We start from the raw sequence: 15,035 nt of genomic DNA, 5'->3' as shown, positions 1-15,035 counted from the left end.
CAGTGTCGCCTAGCGCCCGGTGAGACGCCTGGCGTTTTCCAGGTGGGCGGCGAGCTGCTTCTGGATGCGCTCGGTCGCCTCGTCCAGCGCCTTGCGGGTGCGCCGCCCACTGCCGTCGCCCGCCTCGAACGGGTCGCCGAAGACGACGTCGACCCGGGACCGCAACGGGGGCAGCGCCTTGAACAACCGTCCGGGCCGGTCGGTGCTTCCCAGCACGGCGACCGGCACGATCTGCGCGCCGCTGCGCACCGCGAAGTAGGCGAGCCCCGCGCGCAGCGAGGCGAAGTCGCCCTCGCCCCGGGTGCCCTCGGGGAAGATGCCCAGCACCCCACCGTTCTCCAGCACGCCGAGGGCCCGGGTGATCGCCGAGCGGTCGGTCGTCTCGCGGTCCACCTTGAGCTGGCCGATCCCGGTCAGGAAGGGGTCGAGGGGGCCGACGAACGCCTCCTTCTTGATCAGGAAGTGCGTGGGCCGGGGCGCCACGCCCATGACCATCGGTCCGTCGATGTTGTGGGAGTGGTTGACCGCGAAGATCACCGGGCCCGTGGCGGGCACCTTCCAGGCTCCCAGCACCCGCGGCCGCCACAGCCCGTACATCAGCCCGACGCCGATCCGGCGTCCGACCTCGGCGCCCTTCTCCGAGGGCACGGACGGCTGAGTCACTTCCCCGCCCGCTTCTCCTCGACGAGGGTGACGACACACTCGATGACCTGGGCCAGCGTCAGCTCGGTGGTGTCCACCTCGACGGCGTCATCCGCCTTGGCGAGCGGGGAGGTCTTGCGGGAGGAGTCGGCCGCGTCCCGCTTGATCAGCGCCTCGCGGGTGGCGTGCACGTCCGAGCCCTTCAGCTCGCCGCTGCGGCGGGCGGCGCGGGCCTCCGGGGACGCGGTGAGGAAGATCTTCAGATCGGCGTCGGGCAGCACGGTGGTGCCGATGTCACGCCCCTCGACGACGATCCCCTTCTCGGCGGAGGCCGCCAGCGACCGCTGGAGCTCGGTGATCCGGGCCCGCACCTCCGGCACCGCGCTGACCGCGCTGACCTGGGAGGTGACCTCCGGAGTGCGGATCGGGGCGGCCACGTCGGTGCCGTCGACGGTGATCGTCGGGGCCGCCGGGTCGGTGCCTGAGACGATCTCCGGCTTGCCTGCGACGGCGGCGATCGCCGTGGGGTCCTCGATGTCGATCCCGTTGGCCACCATCCACCACGTGATCGCCCGGTACTGCGCACCGGTGTCCAGGTAGCTCAGCCCCAGCTGGGCGGCCACGGCCTTGGACGTGCTCGACTTGCCCGTTCCGGAGGGACCGTCGATGGCGACGATCACGGGCTGGGCGGCGCCGTTTTCCACGGGGGGACACCTTCCTGGTGCGAGGCGGAGGACTGCGGGGCGAGAACACGCCCCGCACAAGGTTACTGGGTACGGCTCACTCGTCCGGCCGCACGTCACGGCGGCGCCGGGCAACCTACTGCCGCACCGCCCACCCCCGCTCCGTCAGCGCGGCGGACAGCACCCCCGCACTGCGCGGCTCGACCATCAGCTGCACCAGTCCCGCCTGCTGCCCGGTCGCGTGCTCGATGCGTACGTCCTCGATGTTGACCCCGGCCAGCCCGGCGTCGGCGAAGATGCGGGCCAGCTGCCCCGGCTGGTCGTCGATCAGCACCGCGACCACCTCGTACGCCCGCGGAGCGGACCCGTGCTTGCCGGGCACGCGCACCTGCCCCGCGTTCCCGCGCCGCAGGACGCCCTCGATGCCGCCGGCGCCCTCACGCCGCTTGGCCTCGTCGGAGGACTGCAGCGAGCGCAGCGCCCGTACCGTCTCCTCGAGGTCGCCGGCGACGTCGGTGAGCAGGTCGGCGACCGGCCCGGGGTTGGCGGAGAGGATGTCGATCCACATCCGGGGGTCGGAGGCGGCGATCCGGGTGACGTCCCGGATGCCCTGCCCGCACAGCCGTACGGCGGCCTCCTCGGCGTTCTCCAGCCGGGCGGCGACCAGGCTGGAGACGAGGTGGGGCATGTGGGAGACGAGGGCCACCGCCCGGTCGTGGGCGTCGGCGTCCATCACCACCGGGACGGCCCGGCAGTGCGAGACGAGCTCCAGGGCGAGGTTGAGCACCTCGGTGTCGGTGTCCCGGGTCGGCGTCAGCACCCAGGGCCGGCCCTCGAAGAGGTCGGCGGACGCGGCGAGCGGGCCGGACTTCTCGCGGCCCGACATGGGGTGCGTGCCCAGGTACATCGACAGGTCGAGGCCGAGCGCCTCCAGCTCACGGCGCGGACCGCCCTTGACGCTGGCCACGTCGAGGTAGCCGCGGGCCACCCCGCGTCGCATTGCGTCGGCGAGCACGGAGGAGACATGGGCGGGCGGCGCGGCGACGATGGCGACGTCCACGGGGCCTTCGGGGGGCGCGTCCGCGCCCGCGCCGAGCGCCGCTGCCGTGCGGGCCTGCTCGGGGTCGTGGTCCTCCAGGTGGACGGTGACGCCGCGCTGGGCGAGGGCCAGGGCGGCGGAGGTGCCGATCAACCCGGTTCCGATGACGAGCGCGGTCCTCACCGGGCGACGCCCCCGCCCGGGGCCGCGCCCCGTTCCATGTGGCCGGCCTCGTCCCGCTCCCGCTGGACGGCCCCCCGGGCCGCTCGTACCGCCACGGTGCTGCTCCTCGTTCACATAGCTGTCGGCTCTGCGTCCAGCGTAGTCAGCCCGTCCGTGGGGGGTGCGCGCCGCCCGCCCGCTGAGACGGGCGGCGGGAGCCGTTCATCACATCCGAAATGTTCGTTTTGTGGCACTTATCCGGAATTGCTTCTCGATCAGTGCCCTCGGTGCCACGATTGTTGTCCGCGTCACAGCACCTTCCGCGCCTTTCCGCACTTTCCGTACTCACCGCACCTTCGGAGTGACGACATGACCCATCCCGCCACCCGCCGTACGGTCCTCCTCGCGACGGGCGCGGCGGCTCTCGCCGTCGGCTGCAGCGACAAGGGCGACGGCGGTTCGACCCCCGAAGCCTCCAAGAGCCCCGCCGCCGGGACCGCGGGCACCCCCGGGACCGAGTCCCCGGCCGCCTCCGCGGGCCGTGAACTGGCGGCCACGGCCGACATCCCCGTCGGCGGGGGCACGATCTTCAAGGAGCAGAAGGTCGTGGTCACCCAGCCGTCGAAGGGCGACTTCAAGGCCTTCTCCGCGATCTGCACCCATCAGGGCTGCACGGTCACCAGCGTCGCCGACAAGACGATCAACTGCGCCTGCCACCGGAGCAGCTTCAGCATCGAGGACGGCGCGGTCACCGCGGGCCCGGCGACCAGGCCGCTGCCGGCGGAGAAGATCACGGTGGAGGGCGGCGCCATCAAGCTGGTGTGAGCCCGCCGAGGAGCCGCGGGGCCCCCGGCGGCCGGGGGCTCTCCGCCCCCTTTTGTGGTCGAGGCGACCTTCTGTGGTCGAGGCGACTGCAAAAGGGGGGCGCGGTTCGGTCACGACCTCCCGGTCAGAGGTCGACCTCCTGCATCAGCATCCCGACCTCGGTGTTCGACAGCCGGCGCAGCCAGCCCGACTTCTGGTCGCCCAGGGTGATCGGGCCGAAGGCGACGCGCACGAGCTTGTCGACGGGGAAGCCGGCCTCCGCCAGCATGCGGCGCACGATGTGCTTGCGGCCCTCGTGCAGGGTGACCTCGACCAGGTAGTTCTTGCCGGTCTGCTCGACGACGCGGAAGTGGTCCGCGCGCGCGTAGCCGTCCTCCAGCTGGATGCCGTCCTTGAGCTTCTTGCCCAGGTCGCGCGGGATCGGGCCCACGATGTGCGCGAGGTAGACCTTCTTCACGCCGTACTTCGGGTGGGTCAGCCGGTGGGCCAGCTCACCGTGGTTGGTGAGCAGGATGACGCCCTCGGTCTCGGTGTCGAGCCGGCCGACGTGGAAGAGCCGGGTCTCGCGGTTGGTCACGTAGTCGCCGAGGCACTGGCGGCCCTCGTTGTCCTCCATCGTGGACACGACACCGGCCGGCTTGTTCAGCGAGAAGAACTGGTACGACTGCGTCGCGACGGTCAGGCCGTCGACCTTGACCTCGTCCTTCTCCGGGTCGACCCGCTTGCCCTGTTCCAGCACGATCTCGCCGTTGACCTCGACCCGTGCCTGCTCGATCAGCTCCTCGCAGGCGCGCCGGGAGCCGTAGCCCGCGCGCGCGAGGATCTTCTGCAGCCGCTCGCCCTCCTGCTCGGCGCCGGGGAAGGTCTTGGGCAGCTTGACGTCCTTCTTGCCCGCGTACCGCTCCCGGTTGCGCTCCTCCATCCGCGCGTCGTACTCGCGGGAGGTCGCCGGGGCCGACCGGCCGCGCCCGCCGGCCGGGGACTGCCGGGGGCCGCCCTTCGCGCCACCGCGCGCGGAGGCGCCGCGCCCCGACTTCGGCCCGTCCGGGGAGGCGCCGGGGCCCACGTCGTAGCGCCGCTCCTCCGGGCGCGGCTTCTTGGGCCTGCCGCCCTGCCTGTCGTCGCGGTTGTTCCCGGCACCGCGGTGGTTGCCGCGGCCACCGCTGCTCCCGCCGCGGCCGCCGCTGTTGCCACCACGGCTCCCGCCGTTGTTTCCGCTGCTGTTCCTGCCGCTGCTGCTTCGCATCAAAGTTCCGTCTTGTCGTCTGCGTCCTCGGAATCCGGGGCGTCCGGATCGAACGACGGGACCCCCTCCAGTGTCTCGGCCTCGATCGCCTCAGCCTCCGGGAGGAAGGGCGCGAGCTCCGGGAGCTCGTCCAGGCCGCGCAGGCCCATCCGCTCCAGAAAGTAGTTCGTCGTCCTGTACAGGATCGCACCTGTTTCGGGTTCCGTGCCCGCCTCCTCGACGAGACCCCGTTGGAGGAGGGTGCGCATGACCCCGTCGCAGTTCACCCCGCGCACGGCGGAGACCCGGCTGCGGCTGACCGGCTGCCGGTAGGCGACGACGGCCAGCGTCTCCAGCGCGGCCTGGGTGAGCCGGGCCTGCTGGCCGTCCAGGACGAAGCGCTCCACGGCCGGGTCGTACTCGGCCCGGGTGTAGAACCGCCAGCCGCCGGCGACGAACCGCAGGTCGAAGCCCCGCCCCTGCACGGTGTACTCGTCGGCGAGTTCGCGCAGGGCGTCCGCGACCTGGCGGCGCGGCCGTTCCACGATCTTCGCGAGGTGCTCCTCGGTCGCGGGTTCGTCCACGACCATCAGGACGGCCTCCAGGGCGGGCTTGAGGTCGAGGTCCACGACGGCACGGGATCCGCCCGGGGCGCCGGCGGTGTCCTCAGTCACGGCGTCTTCTCCTTCTCGGACTCCCCCGGCACTTCGGGGGGCCGGTCGAACTCGTCGGTCACTGCGGGCGTCTCGTTCCCGTCCCCGCCGGTCCACCGCACCAGCAGTTCGCCGAGGGCCGTCTCCTGGTCCAGGGCCACCGCCTTCTCCCGGTACAGCTCCAGCAGGGCCAGGAAGCGGGCGACGACCGTGAGGGTGTCGTCGGTGTCCTCGACGAGCGCCCGGAAGCTGGCCTCCCCGAGTTCCCGCAGCCGCGCGACGACGATCCCGGCCTGTTCCTGCACGCTGACCAGCGGCGCGTGGATGTGGTCGACGTACACCTGCGGCTTGGGCCTGGGCTGCATCGCCTTCACCGCGAGCCGGGCGAAGCCTTCCGCGCCGATGGTGATGACGACCTCGGGCAGCAGCTCGGCGTGGTGCGCTTCGAGGCCGACGGTACGGGGGTGGCGGCGGGCCTCCTCCTCCAGCCGCTCGTTGAAGATGTCGGCGATCCGTTTGTACGCGCGGTACTGGAGAAGCCGCGCGAAGAGCAGGTCGCGGGCCTCCAGCAGCGCGAGGTCGGCCTCGTCCTCGATCTCGGCGGCGGGCAGCAGCCGGGCCGCCTTCAGATCGAGCAGCGTCGCGGCCACGACCAGGAACTCGGTCGTCTGGTCCAGGTCCCAGTCCGGCCCCATCGCCCTGATGTGCGCCATGAACTCGTCGGTGACCTTGGACAACGCGACTTCGGTGACGTCCATCTTGTGCTTGGAGATCAACTGGAGCAGCAGATCGAACGGCCCCTCGAAATTGGCGAGCCGAACCTTGAACACCCCATCGCCCACCTCCCCCTCGGGCGCGGCCCCGACCTGAGAGGCCGCCTCCGCGACCACGGCCCCGTTCGCCCCGCCTCCGTCCCGCCCGGCGAGCGAGGCCTCCGACCGACCGTCACCACGACCGGCATCCGACAGCGACTCGGTCTCGACGTCATCAAGGACAGCGGGCGCGCCCGAGCGCACCGGCCACGCCTCGTCGCGGTCCACAGCGGGCGGCACCCCGCCCCCGGGCCCGGTACCGTGCCGCCCGGCGGACAGCGGCGGCTCAGCCCCGGCGGCGTTCCGGTCCGTGGGCACGGCCGAGGGCTCCGGGCGGGCCTCGTCGCGGTCCGTGGCCGGCGGTGGCTCACTGCCGGGCCCGGCTTCGTTGTGGTCGGCAGGCGCGGGATGCTCGGCCGGCCGGGTGGTGGGGGGTGCCGGGCCTCGGCCCAGGGGGCGGCGGACTCCCGGCGAGGGGGTGTTGTTCGAGGTCATGGCCTCCGCAGGCTACCGCTACCGGCCGCGCAGCCGGCGTACGAGGATGCTGGCGTCGCCGCGGGCCTCCAGGTCCGCCAGGACCACGGCGACCGCCTCGCGGACGATCCGTCCCCGGTCCACGGCCAGCCCGTGTTCACCGCGCAGCACCAGCCGGGCGTGCTCCAGGTCCATCAGCTCCTCGGCGGAGACGTACACGGTGATCTTCTCGTCGTGTCGCTCCCGGCCGCTGGGCCGGCGGGCCGCGGCCCGGCCGCGCTTGCGTGGCTGGGCGGCCTCTCCGGCGGCGGCCGGTCCTTCCTGCGCCGCGCCCTGACGCCGCGCGGGGCGCTCCCCGCCGGCGGTCCGGCTGCGGGACTCCCCGGCGTCGCCCTGCTCGGCGTCGGCCGCCACGTGCTCGGCGCCCTCGCCGTCACCGCCCTGCGCGGGCACGGCCTGCGGCGCGTCCTCGGCCGAGGCCGCCGCTGCCGCCGTGTCGCTCTCCCCGGCGGGAGCGGGTACCCGCGCCTCGCCGTTGGCCTGGCGTCGCGGTGCGGACGGCTGGAGCGCCATCCCCCCTGTCGTACGGAAGAGTTCGTCGGCCCCCGGCAGACTCACTCGGCGTGACACCGGGCGAGCACCTCCCTGGCGAGCTGACGGTAGGCGGCGGCGCCGACGGAGTTGGAGGCGTAGGTGGTGATCGGCTCACCGGCGACCGTGGTCTCCGGGAAGCGGACCGTGCGCCCGATGACCGTGTGGTACACGTGGTCGTCGAAGGCCTCGACCACACGGGCGAGGACCTCGCGGCTGTGGACCGTGCGCGAGTCGTACATCGTGGCGAGGATGCCGTCGAGCTCCAGCTCCGGGTTGAGCCGCTCCTGGACCTTCTCGATGGTCTCGGTGAGCAGCGCGACACCGCGCAGCGCGAAGAACTCGCACTCCAGCGGCACGATCACCTTGTGCGCGGCGGTCAGCGCGTTGACGGTGAGCAGGCCGAGCGAGGGCTGACAGTCGATGACGATGAAGTCGTAGTCGTCGAGGAGCGGCTTCAGCGCCCGTTGCAGCGTCGACTCGCGCGCGACCTCGGAGACCAGCTGGACCTCGGCGGCGGACAGGTCGATGTTGCTGGGCAGCAGGTCCATGTTCGGGACCGCCGTCTTCAGGAGCACCTCGTCGGCCGCCATGCCCCGCTCCATGAGCAGGTTGTAGACGGTGAGGTCGAGCTCCATCGGATTGACGCCGAGACCGACCGACAGCGCGCCCTGCGGGTCGAAGTCGACGAGCAGCACCCGGCGTCCGTACTCCGCGAGGGCGGCGCCCAGATTGATGGTCGACGTCGTCTTGCCGACGCCGCCCTTCTGGTTGCACATCGCGATGATCTTCGCGGGTCCGTGATCGGTCAGCGGGCCCGGGATCGGGAAGTACGGCAGCGGGCGTCCGGTGGGACCGACGCGCTCGCGACGCTGGCGGGCGGCGTCGGGCGCGAGGGTGGCCGCGTACTCGGGATCGGGCTCGTACTCGGCGTCGGGGTCGTAGAAGTGCCCTTCGGGCAGTTCGTCGTAGTCGGCGAAGTGGTTGCGGGGCGCGCCACTTCCGTCGCCGGCCATGGCGTTCACGTGATGGCCATCCATGCTGTGGTGTGCTGGCTGAGCCAACTGGGGGCTTCTGTGGCTCTGATGGTCTGCGAAGGTTCGGACAGCGACGGAGCCGACAGCCTCGCGCCCCGTGGGGCCCGGGCCCCGCGTAGGCGTTCCTGAATGACCACCCCCGGGAGAAAATGTCGACTCATTCACAAGTCGTCTTACCTCCTTGGTGACCAGGAAACTTCTAGACAAGGTCAGCGTGGCACCATGCCGACGATTGGCGACTCTATGGCGTGTCGGGCGTCCGCAGCAACACAATCCGCCGGACCCGGCCCGATGTGTCGGCAATGAAACATCCCGCTGTCAAGGGCGTACGGCCGTCGCACGGCAGGATTCACGGGTGTGCGAATCGGCTCAAGGGTTACGTTCGAGGCGAGTTGGCCGAGAGCGGCAAAGTGACCATACACACACTCGGCCGGACCTTGTATGGCAAGGTCCGGCCGCGCGCACGCCCTTGAGGCGTCGTGTTGACGTATCGCCTTTACGAAAAGGTGACTTGGCGGAGCGTCTCAGCCGAGCAGCGAGGCGAGCTCCACGTGCTCGAGGCCGTGTGCCTCGGCGACCTCGCGGTAAACCACCTTGCCGTCGTGGGTGTTGAGGCCCCTGGCCAGCGCGGGGTCGCGGCGCAGCGCCTCCGCCCAGCCCCGGTCGGCGAGTTCGACGATGTAGGGCAGGGTCGCGTTGGTGAGCGCGTAGGTGGAGGTGTTGGGGACCGCGCCGGGCATGTTGGCGACGCAGTAGAAGACCGAGTTGTGAACCGGGAAGGTCGGCTCGGCGTGAGTGGTCGGGCGGGAGTCCTCGAAGCAGCCGCCCTGGTCGATCGCGATGTCGACAAGGACACTTCCGGGCTTCATCCGGGAGACCAGCTCGTTGGTGACGAGCTTGGGCGCCTTGGCGCCCGGGATGAGGACCGCGCCGATGACGAGGTCGGCCTCCAGGCAGGCCTTCTCCAGCTCGAAGGCGTTGGAGACGACCGTCTGGATCTTGGTGCCGAACACCTTGTCGGCTTCCTTGAGCTTGTTGATGTCCTTGTCGAGCAGGGTCACGTGGAAGCCCATGCCGATGGCGATCTGCGCGGCGTTCCAGCCGGAGACGCCGCCGCCGATGACGACGGCCCGGCCGGCCAGCACGCCGGGGACGCCGCCGGGCAGCACGCCGCGGCCGCCGTTGGCGGCCATCAGGTGGTAGGCGCCGACCTGCGGGGCGAGCCGGCCCGCGACCTCGGACATCGGGGCGAGCAGCGGCAGCGCGCGGTTCGGCAGCTCGACGGTCTCGTAGGCGATCGCCGTGGTGCCGGACTCGATGAGCGCGTCGGTGCACTCCTTGGAGGCGGCCAGGTGCAGGTAGGTGAAGAGCGTCTGGTCCTTGCGGAGGCGGTGGTACTCCTCGGCGATGGGCTCCTTGACCTTCAGCAGCAGGTCGGCGGTGGCCCACACCTCGTCGGCGGTATCCAGGATCCGGGCGCCGGCGGCCACGTACTCCGCGTCCGGGATCGACGAGCCGACGCCGGCGCCCTGCTCGACGACGACCTGGTGGCCGTGGCGCACCAGCTCGTGCACGCCTGCGGGGGTGATCGCCACCCGGAACTCGTTGTTCTTGACCTCGCGGGGGATGCCGACCTTCACGTGGATCACGGTCCTTGGCTCAGAGGGTGTGGGGCATGGAACGACAAACCCGGATGCCATGGGCATACGGGGACATACCGCAGGAGAACGTGCGGCAGAGCCAGTCTAATGAAGGTGTTCCCGCTGTCCAGCCTTTCAATGCATCAATCTTCAGCAGGAGTACTGCGGATTTCGCAGGCGTCGGCCGTGTTTTCCGGCTCTGACTCGGTGCCGGGGGCCTCATCTCCCAGGATGCGCTCCGCCGCGCCCCGGTGCAGGCGGGCGGCCGCCGGGTCACCGAGGTGCTCGCAGGTGTCGGCCAGCCGCAGGTGCAGCGCGGCCCGCAGACGCGCGTCCTGCGCGCGGTGGGCCCACTCCACCGCCTCCTGACAGGTGCGCAGCGACTCCTCGGGCCGGCCCGCGTACTCCTGGACGCGAGCCAGCTCGCTCAACGCACGCGCCTGCGCGCCGACGTCGCCGCTCTTGCGGTGCACGGCCACGGCGGCCCGCCAGCCGCGCTGCGCCTCCCCGTAGCGGCCGGCGTAGGTGTGCGCGGTCGCGATACGGCCGTACAGGCGGGCGGCGTCGGCGCGCTCGTCCCGGGCCAGCCGCTGGGCGAGGGCCCGGCCGAACCAGTCGGCGGCCCGCTCGTAGTCGCCGAGCTCCAGATGCGCGCCGCCCACGGATTCCATCGCGCGGCCGGTCGCGTACGGGTCGTTCGCCTGGCGTCCGGCGTCCAGCGCGGCCCGGTAGCGCACCAGGGCCTGGGCGGTGCGCCCGGTGCGGGCGTCGACGTCGCCCAGGTTCAGCAGGGCGGCGGCCTTCTCCCGGGGCAGCCCGCGGCGCTCGGCGACGTCCAGCACGAGCTGGTGGACGCCGTACAGGTCGGGCGCGGCGTCATGGGCGCCGAGGTGGGCGACCATCGCCTTGACCAGCTGCGCCATCAGCCGCCTTGCCAGGGTGTCCAGCTCTCCGTCGGCGACCGCGAGCCGGGCGGCCCCGAGCAGCGCGGGCCGGCGCGCCTCGAGCCACTCGGCGGCCGCCTGCGGGGAGGGGAAGCGCAGGGCGCTGGGCATGCCCTGGAGCTTCTCGCGGGCCTGCGGGTTGTCGGTCTCGGTGACGGCACGGCAGGACTGGAGCAGCCGCACCGTCCGCTCCAGCATGCGGGCGCGGGCCAGCTGGAGCTCGGCCGGCCGCTCGTGGGCCTCGGCGGCCGCGCGCAGCAGGGGGTGCAGACAGCCGGGGATCTCGTACTGGGGCGGTGTGCAGGGCACGGGCCGCAGCAGGCCGAGGGCGGCGAAGTCGTCCAGGGTGCTGCGGGCGGCGCCGATCGAGCAGCCGGCGAGCGCGGAGGCGGTGTGGGCGTCGACGAGCCCGGCCGGGGCGAGGGAGAGCAGGCGCAGGGTGCGGGCGGCGGTGGGGGCCAGCCCGTGGTGCACGAGTGCGAAGAGACGGCTGAGCGGGGTGCCCTCGTCGCCCTCGGCGTGGAGCTGCTTGGCGAGGTCGGCGACGGCCGACTTGGGGCGGGCGGCGAGCCAGCCGCCGGCGAGGATCAGTGCCACGGGGTGGCCCTGGCAGGCCTCGACGAGTCCCTCGGCGGAGCGCGGGTCGACGGTGATGCGGACCGAGCCGATGCGGCGGGTGAGCAGTTCCAGGGCGGACTTGGTGTCCAGGCCGCCCAGGGTGCAGGGGCGCACGTCGGAGATGCCGGTGAGCGGTCCCGCGGAGACGGCGACGACCAGGCACTCCGGGGTGTCCGGGAGCAGTGCGTCGACCTGCTCGGCGCCGGCCGCGTCGTCGAGGAGGACGATGGCGCGCCGTTCGGCGAGCGCTTCGCGCAGACAGGCGGAGAGGTCCTCCTCGGACGCGCCCGCCGGGGCCGGCCGCTCCAGGGCGGCGAGCAGTGCGCGAGCGGCCCGCTCGGCCGGGACGGGGGTGCCGTCGGCGTCGGCGAGGCGGGCGCGCAGCACGCCGTCCGGGTAGCGGCCGGCGACCCGGCGGACGAGTTCCCCGGCGAGGGCGCTGCGGCCGGAGCCGGGCCCTCCGGCGATGAGGAGGACCCGCGCGCGGGGCGGCTTGTTCCCCGCCAGGGTGTCCAGGCCCGCGCGCTCGATGTCCGCGCACAGCTCCTTCAACTCCCGGGTACGGCCCAGGAAATGGCCCTCCGTCGCAGCGTGTCCCGACAGCTTGACGCCGTCTGTGTCCACTGCCTGATCCGTCACGGGCCACCCTCCCGTCCACCGCGCACGCGAGCCCGCCGGACCATTCGGATCGGGCGATTCCAGAGCCTAGTTCACGCTCTGCGACCTACCGGGAGGAGCGCGGCGGAGACGTCGCCCGATCGGATCAACCGATCGTCACACCGGTCTCTGGGCCGTTCAGGCTTCGAACGGGCGGGCCGGCCAGGGGGCCTCCGCCGGGCGCAGCGCGTCCAGGCCGTCGGCGGCGCGGGCGGCGACCAGCGAGAGGACGCCGACGACGAGGCAGTTGTTGTGCACGTCGCCCGCGAGCACCGCGCGCACGAGGTCGCCGACCGGCACGCGCGCGTGCTCCATGTCGGCCTCCTCGTGCTCGACCTCGAAGCGCCGCCCCTCGGCCTCGGACAGATTGCGGGCGAGGAAGATCCGTACGGCCTCGTCGCAGCCGCCGGGCGTGGTGTAGACGTCGGTCAGCACCCGCCAGTCCTCGGCCTTGACGTGCGCCTCCTCGTACAGCTCGCGCTGGGCGGCGTGCAGCGGGTTCTCGCCGGGCACGTCGAGCAGGCCGGCCGGGATCTCCCACAGCTTCTCCCGGACGGGGTGCCGGTACTGCTTGATCAGCAGCACCCGGTCCTCGTCGTCGAGGGCGAGGACGGCCACCGAACCGGGGTGGACCTGGTAGTCGCGGCGGACCACCGTGCCGTCGGGCATGACCACGTCGTCGGTGCGCACGGAGGTCTTGTTGCCCGTGAAGGGGGTCTCGGTCGCCCGGATCTCCCACTCCTCGGCGGTGTCCTTGATCGTCATGCCTGTCCTTCCGTGTCCTGCGCGACCTGCCGAAACGAAACCGGGGTGCACTCCCTTGAAGTAAGGGACGCACCCCGGCCACCGTACAACCGGTGTGTTACTTCGCGGTCTTCTCCGCGCGCTGGGCCTGCTGGCGCTCGACGGACGCCTTCACGAGGCCGGCGAACAGCGGGTGCGGGCGCGTGGGACGCGAACGCAGCTCGGGATGGGCCTGCGTGGCCACCAGGTAGGGGTGGACGTCGCGGGGGTACTCCACGTACTCGACGAGCTTGCCGTCCGGTGAGGTGCCGGAGAACAGGATGCCCGCCTTCTTCTCCAGCTCCGCGCGGTAGGAGTTGTTCACCTCGTAACGGTGACGGTGGCGCTCCTCGACGTACTCCTTGCCGTCGTACACCTCGCGCACGATGGAGCCCTCGGCCAGCTTCGCCGGGTACATGCCCAGACGCATCGTGCCGCCCATGTCGCCCTCGCCGGCGACGATGTCGAGCTGCTCGGCCATGGTGGAGATGACCGGGTGGGCGGTGGCGGAGTCGAACTCGGTGGAGTTGGCGTCGGGGATGTCGGCCAGGGTCCGCGCGGCCTCGATCACGATGCACTGGAGGCCGAGGCAGAGGCCGAGCAGCGGGATCCTGTTCTCGCGGGCGTACTTGATCGCGCCGACCTTGCCGAGCACGCCGCGGTCGCCGAAGCCGCCGGGGATGCAGATGCCGTCGACGTCGCCGAGCTGCTGCGCGGCGCCCGCCGGGGTCTTGCAGTCGTCCGAGGTGACCCACTTGATCTTCACGCGGGCCCGGTGGGCGAAGCCGCCGGCGCGCAGCGCCTCGGTGACCGAGAGGTAGGCGTCGGGCAGGTCGATGTACTTGCCGACCAGCGCGAGGGTGATCTCGTGGTCGGGGTTGTGGACGCGGTCGAGCAGGTCGTCCCAGGTCGTCCAGTCCACGTCGCGGAACGGCAGGTCCAGCTTGCGCACGACATAGGCGTCCAGGCCCTCGCCGTGCACGGTCTTGGGAATGTCGTAGATCGAGCGGGCGTCGGGGCAGGCCACGACCGCCGCCTCGTCCACGTCGCACATCAGCGAGATCTTCCGCTTGATCGCGGTGGGGACCTCGCGGTCGCAGCGCAGCACGATCGCGTCCGGCTGGATGCCGATGTTGCGCAGGGCGGCGACGGAGTGCTGGGTGGGCTTGGTCTTCAGCTCGCCCGAGGGGCCGATGTAGGGCAGGAGGGAGATGTGCACCACGAACACGTTGTCCCGGCCGACCTCGTGGCGGACCTGGCGGACGGTCTCCAGGAACGGCAGCGACTCGATGTCGCCGACCGTGCCGCCGACCTCGGTGATCACGACGTCGACCTCGTCCGTCGCCATCCGGCGGATGCGGTGCTTGATCTCGTTGGTGATGTGCGGGATGACCTGCACGGTGTCGCCCAGGTACTCGCCGCGCCGCTCCTTGGCGATCACGGTGTTGTACACCTGGCCGGTGGTGACGTTGGCGGAGCCGTCCAGATCGCGGTCGAGGAAGCGCTCGTAGTGGCCGATGTCCAGGTCGGTCTCGGCGCCGTCGTTCGTGACGAACACCTCACCGTGCTGGAAGGGGTTCATCGTGCCGGGGTCCACGTTGAGGTAGGGGTCCAGCTTCTGCATCACGACGCGCAGGCCACGGGCCTTGAGCAGCATGCCGAGGCTGGAGGCCGTCAGACCCTTGCCGAGCGAGGAGGCGACACCCCCGGTGACGAAGATGTGCTTGGTCGTCGTGGTGCTGTTTCGGAAAGCAGCGGGCGGCATGGCCAAGAGGGGGCTCCCGTGGTCGCGGTATGGGGGTGCGGTACGGCGCCACGGAGGCTTTCACCAGCGGATTCCGCCGGAGGTCTCCGGGGGTGCCGTCGCTGCGGTTCGGGGGTTTCGTGCCCACCGGTCCACGGGCTACCAGGGTATCAGCGCCTCGGGGAGATGGCTTCCGGCCACCCTGCGCGCACGGACCGCCACGGACGTGTGCACACACACGCGCCCGTCACCCGTTGCTCACCCGTTCGGCTCACCCGCGTTGCCCGGAGCGGCACCCAGATCATCTACGTGCGTCGTATCCTGCTCGGACACTCACTGCCGAGCCCGTCCTTCCGAACGCGGCACCACCCCCGTCCGTATCCATCGGAACAACGAGAGTTCGTCAGTTCGTTGAGCAGAGATCGGCGTTTTTGCCAACACGGCTGGGCGACTGCTTTGCTTCAAGGCTCAACGACGCAGTACGACGTAATCACAACATCCCCCTT

Annotated in this window: 13 protein-coding genes; 1 reads left to right on the top strand and 12 read right to left on the bottom strand. The window is 71.7% G+C overall.

The window, feature by feature from the left end; translation table 11 throughout:
* Positions 1-9: 9 nt before the first annotated feature.
* The 3 genes from EV567_RS25365 to EV567_RS25355 form a co-directional block, all read right to left on the bottom strand.
* Positions 10-702, bottom strand: coding sequence for a 1-acyl-sn-glycerol-3-phosphate acyltransferase (locus EV567_RS25365; RefSeq protein WP_207228854.1), 693 nt, complete (start codon positions 700-702; stop codon positions 10-12).
* Complete coding sequence (gene cmk / locus EV567_RS25360) at positions 660-1,346, bottom strand: (d)CMP kinase (protein WP_130444007.1); 687 nt, start codon at positions 1,344-1,346, stop codon at positions 660-662. The genes EV567_RS25365 and cmk overlap by 43 nt, the downstream gene beginning before the upstream one ends.
* 115 nt (positions 1,347-1,461) lie before the next feature.
* Entirely contained in the window at positions 1,462-2,547 is a 1,086-nt protein-coding gene (locus EV567_RS25355; protein ID WP_130444005.1) for a prephenate dehydrogenase, read from the bottom strand.
* A 348-nt stretch (positions 2,548-2,895) separates the two neighbouring features.
* Here EV567_RS25355 and EV567_RS25350 point away from each other — a divergent pair, with 348 nt between their 5' ends.
* Positions 2,896-3,351, top strand: a complete 456-nt coding sequence (locus EV567_RS25350) for a Rieske (2Fe-2S) protein (RefSeq protein WP_130444003.1) — start codon at positions 2,896-2,898, stop codon at positions 3,349-3,351.
* Between the two features lie 124 nt (positions 3,352-3,475).
* Here EV567_RS25350 and EV567_RS25345 read toward each other — a convergent pair whose 3' ends face one another.
* The 9 genes from EV567_RS25345 to EV567_RS25305 all read right to left on the bottom strand — a co-directional run bounded on the left by EV567_RS25345 (position 3,476) and on the right by EV567_RS25305 (position 14,550).
* Positions 3,476-4,597: a pseudouridine synthase gene (locus tag EV567_RS25345; protein WP_130444001.1), complete on the bottom strand. Its 1,122-nt coding sequence runs from the start codon at positions 4,595-4,597 to the stop codon at positions 3,476-3,478.
* Positions 4,597-5,250 (bottom strand): SMC-Scp complex subunit ScpB, encoded by a 654-nt coding sequence (gene scpB, locus EV567_RS25340; protein WP_130443999.1) that lies wholly within the window; start codon positions 5,248-5,250, stop codon positions 4,597-4,599. Before scpB ends, EV567_RS25345 begins: the two co-directional genes overlap by 1 nt.
* Positions 5,247-6,536, bottom strand: coding sequence for a ScpA family protein (locus EV567_RS25335; RefSeq protein WP_130443997.1), 1,290 nt, complete (start codon positions 6,534-6,536; stop codon positions 5,247-5,249). Before EV567_RS25335 ends, scpB begins: the two co-directional genes overlap by 4 nt.
* Before the next feature lie 18 nt (positions 6,537-6,554).
* A complete protein-coding gene (locus EV567_RS25330; protein WP_130443995.1) occupies positions 6,555-7,145 on the bottom strand; it encodes a hypothetical protein in 591 nt (196 codons plus the stop codon).
* Positions 7,130-8,122, bottom strand: a complete 993-nt coding sequence (locus EV567_RS25325) for a ParA family protein (protein ID WP_242621006.1) — start codon at positions 8,120-8,122, stop codon at positions 7,130-7,132. The genes EV567_RS25330 and EV567_RS25325 overlap by 16 nt, the downstream gene beginning before the upstream one ends.
* Before the next feature lie 545 nt (positions 8,123-8,667).
* Positions 8,668-9,792 (bottom strand): alanine dehydrogenase, encoded by a 1,125-nt coding sequence (gene ald / locus EV567_RS25320; RefSeq protein ID WP_207228853.1) that lies wholly within the window; start codon positions 9,790-9,792, stop codon positions 8,668-8,670.
* Positions 9,793-9,926: 134 nt separating this feature from the next.
* Positions 9,927-11,984 (bottom strand): tetratricopeptide repeat protein, encoded by a 2,058-nt coding sequence (locus tag EV567_RS25315; RefSeq protein ID WP_130443991.1) that lies wholly within the window; start codon positions 11,982-11,984, stop codon positions 9,927-9,929.
* 156 nt (positions 11,985-12,140) lie between these two features.
* The gene (locus EV567_RS25310; protein ID WP_130443989.1) at positions 12,141-12,767 is read right to left on the bottom strand and encodes an NUDIX hydrolase; all 627 of its coding nucleotides are present in this window, start codon (positions 12,765-12,767) and stop codon (positions 12,141-12,143) included.
* Positions 12,768-12,864: 97 nt separating this feature from the next.
* On the bottom strand, positions 12,865-14,550 hold the full coding sequence (locus EV567_RS25305) for a CTP synthase (protein WP_130443987.1): 1,686 nt from the start codon (positions 14,548-14,550) through the stop codon (positions 12,865-12,867).
* Between the last annotated feature and the right edge of the window lie 485 nt (positions 14,551-15,035).

Origin of the sequence: Streptomyces sp. BK239, assembly GCF_004217285.1 — a bacterium.
Lineage (GTDB): Bacteria > Actinomycetota > Actinomycetes > Streptomycetales > Streptomycetaceae > Streptomyces.
The sequence above is the reverse complement of the archived record's forward strand: the minus strand, read 5'-3'. Positions and strand labels throughout refer to the sequence as shown.

Excerpts from the sequence above, each read along its gene's own strand:
- EV567_RS25350 (WP_130444003.1), top strand. The coding sequence starts at position 2,896 with ATGACCCATCCCGCCACCCGCCGTACGGTCCTCCTCGCGACGGGCGCG.
- EV567_RS25345 (WP_130444001.1), bottom strand. The coding sequence starts at position 4,597 with ATGCGAAGCAGCAGCGGCAGGAACAGCAGCGGAAACAACGGCGGGAGC.
- EV567_RS25335 (WP_130443997.1), bottom strand. The coding sequence starts at position 6,536 with ATGACCTCGAACAACACCCCCTCGCCGGGAGTCCGCCGCCCCCTGGGC.
- EV567_RS25325 (WP_242621006.1), bottom strand. The coding sequence starts at position 8,122 with ATGGCCGGCGACGGAAGTGGCGCGCCCCGCAACCACTTCGCCGACTAC.
- EV567_RS25310 (WP_130443989.1), bottom strand. The coding sequence starts at position 12,767 with ATGACGATCAAGGACACCGCCGAGGAGTGGGAGATCCGGGCGACCGAG.
- EV567_RS25305 (WP_130443987.1), bottom strand. The coding sequence starts at position 14,550 with ATGCCGCCCGCTGCTTTCCGAAACAGCACCACGACGACCAAGCACATC.